Origin of the sequence: Methanorbis rubei, assembly GCF_032714495.1 — an archaeon.
Classification (GTDB): Archaea; Halobacteriota; Methanomicrobia; order Methanomicrobiales; family Methanocorpusculaceae; genus Methanocorpusculum; species Methanocorpusculum rubei.
Genome location: NZ_JAWDKB010000003.1, coordinates 23,980 through 36,953 on the forward strand (window position 1 = coordinate 23,980; position 12,974 = coordinate 36,953).

General features: G+C 49.8%; 14 protein-coding genes and 1 tRNA gene. 8 read left to right on the plus strand and 7 right to left on the minus strand.

Going from position 1 to position 12,974, the window contains the following annotated elements:
- Positions 1-103: 103 nt before the first annotated feature.
- Positions 104-427: a hypothetical protein gene (locus tag McpCs1_RS03615; protein WP_338095896.1), complete on the minus strand. Its 324-nt coding sequence runs from the start codon at positions 425-427 to the stop codon at positions 104-106.
- Positions 428-677: 250 nt separating this feature from the next.
- On the opposite strand from McpCs1_RS03615, the gene McpCs1_RS03620 reads away from it, so the two are divergent.
- The gene (locus tag McpCs1_RS03620) at positions 678-1,001 is read left to right on the plus strand and encodes a transcriptional regulator (RefSeq protein WP_338095897.1); all 324 of its coding nucleotides are present in this window, start codon (positions 678-680) and stop codon (positions 999-1,001) included.
- On the plus strand, positions 998-1,666 hold the full coding sequence (locus McpCs1_RS03625) for a formate dehydrogenase accessory sulfurtransferase FdhD (protein ID WP_338095898.1): 669 nt from the start codon (positions 998-1,000) through the stop codon (positions 1,664-1,666). Before McpCs1_RS03620 ends, McpCs1_RS03625 begins: the two co-directional genes overlap by 4 nt.
- Before the next feature lie 9 nt (positions 1,667-1,675).
- Here the strand turns inward: McpCs1_RS03625 and McpCs1_RS03630 are convergent, their stop codons facing one another.
- Entirely contained in the window at positions 1,676-2,413 is a 738-nt protein-coding gene (locus tag McpCs1_RS03630) for an SIMPL domain-containing protein (RefSeq protein ID WP_338095899.1), read from the minus strand.
- 82 nt (positions 2,414-2,495) lie between these two features.
- Positions 2,496-3,515: a mechanosensitive ion channel family protein gene (locus McpCs1_RS03635; protein ID WP_338095900.1), complete on the minus strand. Its 1,020-nt coding sequence runs from the start codon at positions 3,513-3,515 to the stop codon at positions 2,496-2,498.
- Between the two features lie 88 nt (positions 3,516-3,603).
- Between McpCs1_RS03635 and hypD the strand changes: the two genes are divergently transcribed.
- From hypD to McpCs1_RS03655, 4 genes are all read left to right on the plus strand, one after another.
- A complete protein-coding gene (gene hypD, locus McpCs1_RS03640) occupies positions 3,604-4,635 on the plus strand; it encodes a hydrogenase formation protein HypD (protein ID WP_338095901.1) in 1,032 nt (343 codons plus the stop codon).
- A gap of 361 nt (positions 4,636-4,996) precedes the next feature.
- Positions 4,997-5,068: transfer RNA gene (locus McpCs1_RS03645), tRNA-Arg, on the plus strand.
- Between the two features lie 90 nt (positions 5,069-5,158).
- Positions 5,159-5,407: a hypothetical protein gene (locus McpCs1_RS03650; RefSeq protein ID WP_338095902.1), complete on the plus strand. Its 249-nt coding sequence runs from the start codon at positions 5,159-5,161 to the stop codon at positions 5,405-5,407.
- Positions 5,404-5,664 (plus strand): type II toxin-antitoxin system RelE family toxin, encoded by a 261-nt coding sequence (locus McpCs1_RS03655; RefSeq protein WP_338095903.1) that lies wholly within the window; start codon positions 5,404-5,406, stop codon positions 5,662-5,664. Before McpCs1_RS03650 ends, McpCs1_RS03655 begins: the two co-directional genes overlap by 4 nt.
- Before the next feature lie 28 nt (positions 5,665-5,692).
- Here McpCs1_RS03655 and McpCs1_RS03660 read toward each other — a convergent pair whose 3' ends face one another.
- Positions 5,693-7,105: a DHA2 family efflux MFS transporter permease subunit gene (locus tag McpCs1_RS03660; protein ID WP_338095904.1), complete on the minus strand. Its 1,413-nt coding sequence runs from the start codon at positions 7,103-7,105 to the stop codon at positions 5,693-5,695.
- 9 nt (positions 7,106-7,114) lie between these two features.
- Positions 7,115-8,125, minus strand: a complete 1,011-nt coding sequence (locus McpCs1_RS03665; RefSeq protein WP_338095905.1) for a tetratricopeptide repeat protein — start codon at positions 8,123-8,125, stop codon at positions 7,115-7,117.
- 127 nt (positions 8,126-8,252) lie between these two features.
- Here McpCs1_RS03665 and McpCs1_RS03670 point away from each other — a divergent pair, with 127 nt between their 5' ends.
- Both McpCs1_RS03670 and McpCs1_RS03675 read left to right on the plus strand, forming a co-directional pair.
- A complete protein-coding gene (locus McpCs1_RS03670) occupies positions 8,253-8,525 on the plus strand; it encodes an ACT domain-containing protein (protein WP_338095906.1) in 273 nt (90 codons plus the stop codon).
- Between the two features lie 8 nt (positions 8,526-8,533).
- Positions 8,534-9,898 (plus strand): PFL family protein, encoded by a 1,365-nt coding sequence (locus McpCs1_RS03675; protein WP_338095907.1) that lies wholly within the window; start codon positions 8,534-8,536, stop codon positions 9,896-9,898.
- 15 nt (positions 9,899-9,913) lie between these two features.
- Here McpCs1_RS03675 and McpCs1_RS03680 read toward each other — a convergent pair whose 3' ends face one another.
- The gene (locus McpCs1_RS03680) at positions 9,914-10,414 is read right to left on the minus strand and encodes a hypothetical protein (RefSeq protein ID WP_338095908.1); all 501 of its coding nucleotides are present in this window, start codon (positions 10,412-10,414) and stop codon (positions 9,914-9,916) included.
- Between the two features lie 247 nt (positions 10,415-10,661).
- Entirely contained in the window at positions 10,662-12,728 is a 2,067-nt protein-coding gene (locus McpCs1_RS03685; protein WP_338095909.1) for an acetate--CoA ligase family protein, read from the minus strand.
- Positions 12,729-12,974 lie beyond the last annotated feature (246 nt).

The following is a 12,974-nucleotide window of genomic DNA, read 5'->3' on the forward strand; positions in this document are numbered from 1 at the left end:
GGGGGCGATATCAGAACAAAATATACGAAGTAATTGGTAAATTAGAAAAGAGATGTTGTGCTGGATGTGGGTTTTTTGATTGTGTTCACAATCGAACTTGCGTTCACTTGTCCATCAATCGGTCGAAAAATTTCGGCGTGCGGTGTCCTTCCTGCACATCCACACGAATATAGCCGGGGTTTGCTGCGTCAAGAACTGCGGGCACGATTACTTCTGCGAGTTTGTCACCTGCAATTTCGCCAGCGAGTCCGCCGAGTGTTGCCCCGATATATCTCCCAGTTGTTTTTCCTACAGCTCCGCCAACAATAGGAATCACCGAACCTGCAAGCCCGCCAATCTGTTTTCCGGCAAATCCACCTATTGCCGAACCTGCGGCAACTGATGCAACCTTAATTGGCACCGCCAGATCTGCCGAGAGTTTTTTCATAATCTTTCTGTTATAAGTGACGTCTGCATATATGTTTGCCGATAAACATGATTTTGATCATTCGTGATTTTTGAAGAGCGGAGACGAATATGGGGATGAAAGGCAGAATTAAATTTTGAAACGCGAATAGCACGAATAGCGCAAATAAAAAAATCGCCATTGGCGATTTTTATTCGTGTTATTCGCGTTTCAAAATCTCACCTCCTCTGAAAAGCACATCTTTATATTGTTCACAGTGAGAATTATTATCATGGTTAAAGTCCCCTGTCAGGAGATCGTATGGGACATCATCCCTGCGATGCAGGCAGCTCTCGCCGCAGAACTCGTCAGTCGCGGCGTTTCGCAGATCAATGTTGCCAAGGCCCTGTCAGTGGCACCCTCCGCAGTCTCTCAGTACCTCTCCGGCAAACGGGGATACAGGATCGTCTTCGATGACGAGATCAAAGAACTGATCGGCAAACTTGCCGAGGATATCAATAACGGCACCATCACTGAAAACGAACTCGGCGACAAATTCTGTTTCATCTGCCGGCATCTTCGCAGCGATGAAGGCTGCGGCGGCCCAATCGAATGACAATTTTTTCCGGTCTCCTGCCTGAACAGCCCTTTGCCCTGACCGTCAACGGCAGAAACCTTCTCTCAATCCTTATGATGCCAAATGATCTCGAAGAGTTCGCTTATGGCTATCTCGCAACAGAAGCAATCATTCCCTCTGACGAGATCGAATCTGTTATGATCGATGGACAGACAATTGGTGTCCTCACCACAAATCCGTTCAAAGTTCTTCTGCCCAAACGTGCTGTAGTTTCCGGCTGCGGCGGAACCGCGTCCTATCTTGATCCGGCAAAACTTCCGGTCTTGGGAAAAGGAATCACTGCTCCTTCTTCGCTGCTTACCGCAGATTTTCCTGATGACATTCTCTCGCTTGGCGGCTACTCTGCTGCCGCACGATTTCTGGATGGAGAAACCTTCCTTGCATCCGATCTCAGCCAGCACACCGCTCTTGACAAAGTCACCGGCCTTGTTTTGAAAAATGGGCGTGAGCTAGCTGATGCAATTCTTCTTCTCTCAGGAAAAGTAACTGCGGATACCGTTCGAAAAACACTCAACGCAGGCTATTCAGTTCTTGTATCTTGCCTGCCGCCCACAGCTCTTGCGGTTCAGCTTGCTGACTCCTGCGGTCTCACACTCATGTGTTTGCCGAAGAAGGTTTACACGCACTCAGAACGGATCAGATAAAAAAAAGATTTAGTAAGTGTAGGCAATCGACACTGTTGCGGTTGTCTTCAGCTCACCAGACTGAATCTGAGTCTGTGCCGAACCTGCCATACTGTCTTTTGCCATCGTTGCCATCTCATACGTAGTCGGGTAGGAGACAGAGTATCTGCTCTGATCGATCTGAACGGTTCCGGTTGAAATAATTCTCACATTCAGTGCAGATGCAACAGCGTCCGCATCAGCACGGGACGACTTTACTGCGGAGATGAGAGCATTGTTGCGTTCGGTGATCTGCTTTTCATTGGAAAGTCCAAACTGCAGACTGCTCACACTGTTTGCACCTGCTGCGACCGCTGCATCAATATAGTCGCCAGCTTTGGACACATCATACGAAGTCATCTGAATCGTGTTCGTAACCTGATAGACCTCGGTTCCGTTCGGCCACTTGCCGGGATTGTACTCACCGATCACGTACGAATAGATATTATATCCTGTAGTCTTCAGATCCTTTTCTGCAATGCCTGCACTCTTCAGTGCAGCAATCACTGCTGAAGATGCCTGGGCATTCTGCTGCTGTGCAACTTTTACATCAGGATCGGTTGTCTGGACCGAGAAGCTGATCGTAACTTTGTCAGGAGTTGTTACCGACTCCCCGTATCCTGAAGTGAGAATCACCCGGTCGGTCGGGGAAGTTTCTGCTGCTGCGGGAATCGCACAGAGGGCGAATACCGCAAACAGCAGAAGAACTGCTATCGTAATTTTTTTCATTTGTATCAGAAAAGTAATTGCCCCCAATCCGTCATATAGCTATCTTAAACTACCAAAATAATTGAAGTTTAGAAGAATCAGGTCAGAGACCCTTCTCCGGCATATTGAGAATACGAACCTCCCGCTGCGGGAACGGAATCGTGATGCCGCGTTCGCGAAACAGTCGGTCAACCTCACAGTTTACCGCATCTATTGATGCATAATAGTAGAGAGGCTTTGATGCGCAAATAACCAGCTCAAAGTTCAGACTGGAGTCGCCAAACGACAGAAAATTTGCCTGGGCCGGCTCGTCACGCGAAAGGTACGGAGTTGTGGAAAAAACATTCTCCACCGCGTCCTTCATCGTCTGCTTCACCAGAGCAACATCCGAACCGTAAGCAACTCCGATCTTCAGCCGAATCAGCATATAATCCTGTGGAGCTGAAAAGTTGATCACCGAATCGCCTGCAATTTTTGCGTTCGGAATGGTCATCAGCTGGGAGTCGAGTGTTTTAATTCTCGTACTTCTCGGTCCGATCTGGAGAACTTCGCCAAACTGTCCGTCAACTTTCACCCAGTCTCCAACACGAAACGGTGTGTCAAGGTAAAGGACTACTCCTCCGAAGATGTTGCCAAGCAGATCCTGAGCTGCAAGGGCAACAGCGATGCCGGCAATTCCTGCGCCGGCAAGAAGCGGAGTGATGTTGATCTGAAGCGTTGCGAGCACCATCATTATGCCAAGACTCCAGATGACGACGCGTAAGGAGAACTTCAGGATGGGTCCTACTCTGCTTGGTTCATGCTCTTCGTGCGGGAAAAAGTAGTCAACCGCACTCATACTCATGCGGTAAACCGTCCAGACCGCAAGCAGAACGATCACTGCCTGATAGTATGTGGCACTGATGTTAAGGAGTTCGGGCATGTAAATATGAAACGCGACGTACGTCGTCGTGGCGAGAACGTAGCCTGCGATTGGATAGCCGAACGAGCTGACGATGAATCTGGCGATTCCGCGATGAAAGTATTTGGTGAGGATGCGTGTGGCTACTGCTATACCGATTGCCACAACGATGCCGATGACAAGTATTCCCCCTCCCATGAAGAGTTCATCAAGTTCAAGCATATTTAATTCATTAGCCCCCGCCTCCCCTAATACCTTCGCCCCGTGTCAATGGGTATTTGTGGTTTCAGGCCAAATACTATCATTACGTATGACGGTCGGAACTGATATGGCGAAACTCCTCGCTGAGGTGGTTGATCGGGATATCCGGATTATGCATGTGTGCGGTACGCACGAGGCAGCGATTGCAAAGTACGGCATCCGGTCTGTTCTTCCCCCGCAACTGAAGATTGTGATGGGGCCAGGGTGTCCGGTCTGCATCACGCCGCAGGGAGAAATTGATGCTGCCTGTGAGCTTGCGGAACGCGGCTGTATTGTTGCGACGTATGGTGATCTGCTGAGAGTTCCGGGAACCAAAACTTCTCTTGAGCAGGTAAACGGCGATGTCCGGATTGTGCAGGGAGCGGCTAAGGCGGTGGAGATTGCACGACAGAATCCTGATAAGGAGGTTGTGTTTATTTCGGTCGGTTTTGAGACGACTGTGCCAACGGTTGCGGCTATGCTTCTTGCAGATCCTCCGAAGAACTTCAGTATTCTGGTGTCTCACCGTCTCGTGCCGCCCGCAATGAAGTGGCTGATGGCACAGGGTGAGGCGTCGCTTGATGGTTTTATTCTTCCGGGCCATGTGTGTGCGGTGATGGGGTATCATGAGTATGAGGCGTTTCCTGTTCCGCAGATTGTGGCAGGGTTTGAGCCTGAGGATATTCTGCTTTCTCTTCTGATGATCTGCCGCCAGGTGCAGAACGGGGAGGCGAAGGTGGAGAATGCGTATCCGCGTGTGGTTACCCGCGAGGGAAATGTGAAGGCCCAGAAACTTATGCAGGAGGTATTCACGCCGACGGATGTTGAGTGGCGTGGTTTTCCGGTAATCCCGGACTCGGGTCTTGCGCTGAAGCCTGAGTTTGAGATGTTTGATGCCCAGAAGAAGTTTGATCTGGTGTATGCGAAGGTGACGAAGAATTCGGGATGTATTTGTGATCAGGTTCTTCGCGGTCTCTGCGATCCGTCAGACTGTAAGCTTTACGGGAAAGCCTGTACGCCTCGTGTTCCGATTGGCCCCTGTATGGTGAGTCATGAGGGAGCATGCCGGATCTGGTATCAGTATCAGCTGAATAAGCAGTGACCGTGCCGGCTCTGATGTAACCGCAGTATGCGGTTACAAATTCAATCGTATTCTGCGTCTTGTTTTGGAAATTATTCTGTATCTGTTGATTTTTATTTTTTGTAGCCGATGTTTTGCTATTGTGGTTATTGGATTTTATTTTCTGATAAGAACAATGTCGATTTAGCGGTTACAGAGGTTACAGTTTTGATGAAATTCATTTTTTCGAGTTTAATTTTCATTTGGGAATGTAATTTGCCGAAATTTTGTAACCGCATGTCAGGTTACAGGTTTGTTCTGGCGGGGTTAATTACGAAATGTCTGATGATACCATCTTTATTTATACTGACAAGGTCTATAGTATAGAGCAAATTCTTTTCATGCACTTGTAGGGTAGCGGACATCCTGGAAGCCTCCGGAGCTTTCGACCCGGGTTCAAATCCCGGCAGGTGCGTAGTTTTTTTTTTGGTATTTTTTCTTAGGTATGTGATTGTAATTGCGACTGCCGCAATGTATTTGATTTCAGAAATCGAAAGATACCATCATGATGACTGAAGCTGTCACCGTTACCCTCAGCCCGGAAATTGTGCGTATGCTTGACGTGTTCAGGCAGGAAGAGGACTCCGGCTATGAGGAGGTCATCTCACGCGTCCTTGGGTACCTCACGGATGCAGACAACTATGTCACTGACGAGGAAGTGCAGGAAATTCTTGCAGCAATTGCTGAAGGAAAGGAAAAAGGATCTTTTTCATCTCAAGAGATCAGAGCGATGATTGAGAACAATCTCGCATGACAAAGATCTATTCTATAGAATATTATCCGGCAGCCCGTAGATTTTTGCAAAAACTTGACCCTCATCTTGCTCTGCGTCTCTATGAAAGTATTGAAGAGATTCGATTTGATCCCTGGAGCAAAACCGTTCCTCTTGTGAATATGGATGATCAGAGAAAACTTCGTGTGGGTGAGTACCGGATAATTCTCACCATTGATGATGATCGAATCTTTGTTACTGTCGTAAAGATTGGTCATCGCAAAAATATCTATAAATAATTCAGTGCTTCCCACATCTCAAAAATAATTACTCCTTCCCCACGATCTTATCCTTCACCACTACAGAAAAGATCACCACCGCTATCGCACAAATCACACCAAACGCACCGGTCATGTGAAAGCCCGGCAAAAACTCATCAGCAGTAAGAAGGCCCACAGCCACATTCGCCGCTTCCGGAACCGCCAGATTAAACACCAGAGCATACAACGCAACCCCCACAACCATACCGCTGTACTGGGCAAGCATCAGAACAACCGAACCGGTCCCGCCTTCCCCTTCCGGCGCATGCTCAATCAGTCTCGCACTGGACGGCCCGCCGGAAATACCAAACGTCAGACCGGAAAGTACCATCAGTAAAAGAATCCAGAAGAATCCATTCTCCGGCATCATCACTGCCATCACCAGACAAAATGCCACGCGAACAACTCCTGCACCAGTCACCAGCCAGCGCGGGCCGATTTTATCGGAAAGTGCTCCGGACGGAAGTCCGGTTATCGCGGTAAGCACGGAACTGATCAGAAGAACCATTCCCGAAGCCGCCGGGGAAAGTCCGAGAACGATTGACATATAGAACGGAATGATGTACAAAAATCCCGCGTAAATAATACTGATCAGGAAATACGATGCGGTCACGAGCGTAAAGGGCACAGACCGGAAAATTTTCACCCGCAGGATTGGCTCCTTGATTCTGAGTTCCCGAACAACAAACACCACTGCAGAAATTACAAAAACCGCAGCACAGAACAAAATCTCAGGACTCGTCCAGCCAAGCGGTGCTCCCCGCTCCAAGAGATAGATCAGTGACGCCATCGCGGTAAAGATCAGAACCGCCCCGGCAAGATCGAACTTGATCTTCGGCTGCCGCACAGCTTTTGGAATAATGCGGAGACCAAGAATGACTGCCGCAATGCCGACAGGAATATTGATGAAAAAACACCAGTGCCAGGAGAGGTACTCAGTTAAAATTCCGCCAAGTACCGGACCAAACACCAGAGCGATCGCTCCTGCCGTTGCCGTCATGCCCATCCCCATTCCCCAGTGACGTTTCGGCATTAACCTCACAACCAGAAGCGGGGCGGTCACCGCAATCATCGAAGCGCCAACACCCTGCACTGCCCGTGAGGCGATCAGCATGTTCAGGTCAGGAGAAAGGCCGCAGGCAACTGATCCTGCTGTGAACACCACAAACCCAAGGCAGAAGATCTCCTGCAGTCTCCCGTGATCCGCAATCTGTCCGAACAGCGGAATAAGGCCCACGAGAAATAAAAAGTAGGCCATGATGACCCAGGCCGCAGTCGACATATCCACGGAAAAACCTGTTGCGATTGTTGGCAGGGCGATGTTTACAATCGAGCCGTCGAGTGAGTCGATGAAGACCGCGAGAGCTATCACTGCCAGCAGTTTTTTCAGATGTGAACTGTCCGTAACCACCTGATACATGAAATATTCTCAGGGAAATGCCTGGTCTAAAGCCTCGGTCTTGTAGCTTTTGTGCAGCTTGTCAGCCCAGGGAATTTCCCGCATGGAACCGGTAGCCTTTGCCATCTCAAAAAATGCCTGAGCGTCTGTTGCGTTCTTCATCATCAGAAGAGCATACGCAATACCCACCCAGGCATCTCCGTTGATGTTGCGAACTGCGAGTGCTCTCGTGTAGAGGCGGATTGCTTCATCGTACTGACCAAACTTTGTTGCTGAGTCAGCAATTCTTAAGAGAGTCGGGAAGTCCTCGTGGGCAAGATCCGCAGCTTTCTCGTACTCGGCAACACCTTCACGAACGTTACCGTTCGTGATATTTGCCGAGCCAAGAAACATGTGATACCCGGGATTTGCCGGATCAAGAGTTACTGCCTGTGCATACATCTCGGCCGCTTCCTGCCAGAGTGAGATGCGCTTGTAGGCTGCGGCAAGTTTTGCGTAGGATACTGGAGTCGGAGACCGTTCTATCTCCTCTTTTCTGAGTCGAATCTCTTCAACGATTGCCTCCATTGAGTCGGCCTCGCGTTTGAGATGATGAAGAATTTTTCCTTTTCTGTGGAGAAGGTCTGCATTCTCCGGATATTTTGAGGAGAGCAGCGTGTAGTACACGAGTGCTTCATCGTACTTTCCAAGATATGCAAGCATGTCTCCGGCCTTTATGAGATATATGATATTGTCCTCAAGGCCTGCGGCTTTCTCAAACCAGAGTTTTGCCTCTTCATACTGGTGGACTGCGGCAAGAGCGTCTCCAAGCTCTGCCATGAACTTCGGATTTTCCGGCTCAAGGTCGGTTGCCGTGCCGAACGCATCGATTGCATCGTAGAACTGCTGATCCTGTATCAGCATTTTTCCAAGGTCGCACCAGAGGCCGGTGTTTCTGGAGTTCTCCTCAAGTGTGAGGAGATCGCGGTAAGCGTCTGCTGCTTTGCAAAACTTTCTGTCTGCTGCAAGGTGTTCTGCTGTCTGTACTGAGGGTGTGCTCATACCTCTGTTATTGGTATGCGGAAGAGAAAAAGTGTACTGACCTGACTAAGAAGAGTAAAATGCAACAACATATTTGATGCGGGAAAGAGAATGAGTAAGTAACATTTCACCGCGAGGATAACATAGGATGACAAAGACGATTATTACCGTAGTAGGAAAGGACACTGTGGGGATTATTGCCAAGGTATGTGCATATCTTGCGGCAAACAATGTGAACGTGGAGGACATCTCCCAGACGATCGTGCAGGGCTACTTCAATATGATGATGATCGCTGACGCGAGTGCATCACCAAAACCGTTCGGCGAGATGGTGCAGGACCTTGACACAATCGGCGAAGAGATCGGTGTGAAAATTCGCTGTCAGCGTGAGGACATCTTTACGAAGATGCACCGTCTCTGAGGTTTCTCATGATCAATATTTTCGAGGTCAATGAGACCAACAAGATGATCGAGCAGGAGATGCTTGATGTCCGGACGATCACGCTCGGTATCAGTCTGCTTGACTGCTGCGATGCTGATCTGGATCGGCTGAACGAAAAGATCTATGAGAAAATTACCCGTGTTGCAAAAAATCTCGTCTCTACCGGCAGAGACATCGAGCTTGAGTTTGGTATTCCAATCGTGAACAAACGCATCTCGGTTACACCGATTGCTCTTGTGGGCGGTCAGGCATGCAAGAGCCCTGAAGATTTTGTAACGATCGCAAAAACTCTTGACCGTGCGGCAAAAGACATGGGCGTGAACTTCCTTGGCGGATACTCAGCCCTCGTCTCCAAAGGCATGACGCCTGCCGATGAAAATCTGATTCGATCAATCCCTGAGGCTCTTGCTGCAACCGAACGCGTCTGCAGCTCGGTGAATATCGGCTCTACGAGAACCGGTATCAACATGGATGCAGTGAAGCTGATGGGAGAAATCATTCTTGAGACTGCCGCTGCAACCAAAGACTCAGGAAGTTTTGGATGTGCAAAGCTTGTGGTGTTCTGCAATGCGCCGGATGATAATCCGTTCATGGCAGGCGCGTTCCATGGCGTGACCGAAGCTGACGCAGTCGTGAACGTTGGTGTCAGTGGGCCGGGCGTTGTCAAGCGTGCTCTTGAGTCGGTCCGCGGTCAGAGCTTTGAGATTCTCTGCGAGACGGTCAAGAGAACTGCATTCAAAGTGACGCGTGTGGGACAGCTTGTTGCTCAGGAAGCGTCCGAGCGTCTCGGCGTTCCGTTCGGCATTGTGGATCTTTCGCTTGCTCCGACTCCTGCGGTTGGCGACAGTGTTGCAGGAATTTTAGAAGAGATGGGTCTTGAGTCGGTCGGTGCTCCCGGAACGACAGCGGCCCTTGCCCTGCTGAACGATCAGGTGAAAAAGGGCGGCGTTATGGCAAGTTCTTTTGTCGGCGGACTTTCCGGCGCATTCATTCCGGTCAGTGAGGATCAGGGCATGATTGATGCGGTGCTTCGCGGCGCTCTGACTCTCGAGAAGCTGGAGGCCATGACCTGCGTCTGTTCGGTCGGTCTTGACATGATCGCAATTCCCGGGAACACTCCTGCGACCACTATTTCCGGTGTGATTGCTGATGAAGCGGCAATTGGTATGATCAATCAGAAGACGACCGCAGTCAGACTCATCCCTGCGTACGGCAAGGATGTCGGAGACATTGTGGAGTTTGGCGGCCTGTGGGGATACGCACCCGTGCAGCCGATCAACCGTTTCTCCTGCGAAGCGTTTGTGAACCGCGGCGGCAGAATTCCTGCCCCGATTCACAGCTTCAAAAACTAATTTTTTTTATTTTTCTTAATCCCAGCACATCTTTGAGGTGCTGCCGCTTTCCGGCGCAAAGTACACTTTCCCGCATTTGCTGCAGTGGATCCGAAGCACCTCATTGTTCTCTCCGACAAGTTTGAACTTCTCCGGATCATCGCCCGGTCTCTGGCCCGGGGCAAGATCGAGCTGTGTTTTGCAGAGCTCACACTTGTATACGGGATGCCAGGTTTTTCCTCCGGTGATGATTCCGAAGTAAAAATGGACTTTCAGTGTCCGGCAGTTTGGGCAGTAGTAAATTTTATGGCCGTAGCTTCCGGGCAGGGATGTCTCAGGCACGCCGCCCTGATTTAAGTACTCGAGAGCATTCTGGTATGCTCGTCTGGTGGTGAAGTCCTTGATGAGCGGCGGGTCAGGAGAATTTCCATAAAATACGTTCTGAACCGAGTACTCCCTGCCGGTTCCAAGTGCAAGATATGTCGCCTCTCCGCAGTGGGGACAGTGGAATATGTAACCGAATCCTATGAAAATCACCTTCCTTGTAGTGTTGTACTTACTGATTTATTGTAATGATACTACAATAAAATGGTTGTGAACATGTATCAAATCATTGATCAGTTATAATGATGAGTTTTGTGACACTGGAATAATTATTGTCTTATGATCTTTTGAGACTCCCTGAAACTTCATTCGCTTGTTCCGCAAAATACTTGCCGAAATTTTTCGAGATCTTTCGATTACGAAAAAAACATTTTGAAAAAAATAAAAAAAATGGAAGTGGTTAACGGTCAGCAGTCCAGCTGAGGTGGCCGAGTGTTCTGTAGGTGAACTCGAGCTCCTCAAAGACCGGAATGTTGTGTTCGGTCAGAAGCGTGACTCCCGACTTCATGCAGTCGCCGCCAACAAGGGTTCCGACAAGCAGGTTGTCGGTCTTCTTGGAGTAGTCGATCAAGACGTTTGCGACCTGGACCGGGCTGAGCACTTTGTTCGGGAAGTTGACAAGGATTGCCATGTCCCAGAGCTTGGGGTTGCGGCAGAGCACTTCGAACACATTGCGGAACCGCTCTTCGTCTGCGTCGCCGAGAAGGTCGATCGGGTTGTTCTTGTTCCAGAATGGCGGCAGGAACGTGTTCATCTCATCGATGATCTCTTTGGGGAGGTCCACGATATCAATGCCCCATGTCTCTGCATAGTCGTTGGAGAGAACGGCAAATCCTCCGGCATTGGTGATCACCACTGCACGGCGTCCTTTGGGTGTGCGGTCTGCGTCAGAAAGGATCTTTGCGACCTTGAATGCTCCTGGCAGAGTCTTGACCGGAGTCACGCCGCACTTGCGGAACGCTTCCATGTAGACCTCGTAGGCACCGGAGAGGGATCCTGTGTGCGATGCTGCGGCTGCCTGTCCGCGTTTGGATGAACCTGCTTTGATTGCAACGATCGGTTTGGTCTTGGTGATCTCTTTTGCCATCTCCATGAAGGCGACACCGTTTTTGATCTCTTCGACGTAGAGGATGATCGCTTTGGTGTGCGGGTCACGCTGGGCATAGCTCATGTAGTCGAGGAAGTCAAGGTCAGACTGGTTGCCGACCGACACAACTTCTGAGTAGCCCATCTCGGATCCTTCGGAGAGTGAGATGCCGACAACTGCGTTGACAATTGCTCCCGACTGGGAGATGAATGCGAGGTCTCCCGGCAGCGGGGAGGTCGAGACATACGTTGTGTCCAGTTTGTACGGCGGAAGAATCAGGCCGAGACAGTTTGGCCCGACAATTCGAATGCCGTAGTTCTTGGCGATCTCAACCATGCGGTTTTCTAGTGCACGTCCGTCTTCGTCCATCTCCTTGAATCCGGCAGTGATGACAACAGCCATCTTCACGCCTTTCTGACCGCACTCTTCCATGATGCCCGGGACAAGTTGTGCCGGAACGGTGATTACTACCATGTCAACCGGTCCAGGAATCGCCGAGAGGTTCGGATAGCATTTGACGCCCTGAATCTCTTCGCGTTTGTTGTTGACCGGGTAGACTTTCCCCGGGAACTGCAGGAGGTTGTGGAACACTGCGTATCCCATCTTGGTTTTGTCGTCGGATGCACCGATTACTGCGACCGAACGCGGTTTGTAGTAGTCGATTGGGACAATCTTTGATGCATCGTAGTGCGGTGGGAGTTCAACTGGTTCGTCCTGAATGATGACGCGGGCATCGACTGCACAGCCGCCTTTCTCGTAGAGACGGAGCGGGTTGATGTCGAACTCAGTGACGTTGTCGTTCTTCTCGAAGAATGCACAGGCATTCTTTAAGGTCTGGAACAGGAACTCTTCGTCTTTGGGTGCTTCGCCGCGGTATCCTGCGATCAGGGTGTATCCTCTGATCTGTTTGATGAGACTGCGAAGTTCGTCGTCAGAGCATGGAAGAATTCTGATGCCGACGTCCTTGAAGAACTCGACCAGTGTTCCGCCAAGACCGAACGTGATGACGCGACCGAATGCCGGATCGATTTTTCCGCCGATGATCAGTTCGAGTCCGGGCTTTGCCATCTCTTCGACGATGATGCCTTTGATCTCTGCTGCAGAGTTGTAGGCTTTGACCGAGGTGACGATTTTATTGTATGCGGCCTTTGCCTCTTCATCTGTTTTGATATTAACGATGACACCGCCCGCATCACTTTTGTGAATGATCTGGGGGCTGACGATTTTCATGACAACCGGGTATCCGATCTTTCCTGCTGCCTTTGCCGCAGCTTCCGGGCTGGTCACGATCTCAAATACCGGAGCTGGCACATTGAACTTCCTCAGAAGGTCGTATCCGTCTGCTTCAGAGAGCATTTTCGTGTTTGCATGTGTTGACATGTTTGTATCTCCTGTTCTTCGCGGTTTTTGCAAAACCGCTGTTTCCATGGTGATGGAAGGATTAACATTATTTATCATGTAGATTTCTTAAATACCCTGTGGTCTGATGTGGAGTTCTTTGATCGTTAACAATCGCTTCTGCATTTGTCGAAATCGGGAAAGAGGCTTGCGGATGTTAAATTTCGATGCAAAATGATATTTTTGCAACTTGAGGGATTTTGATGGGCTTTTATAACCTCGCGCGGA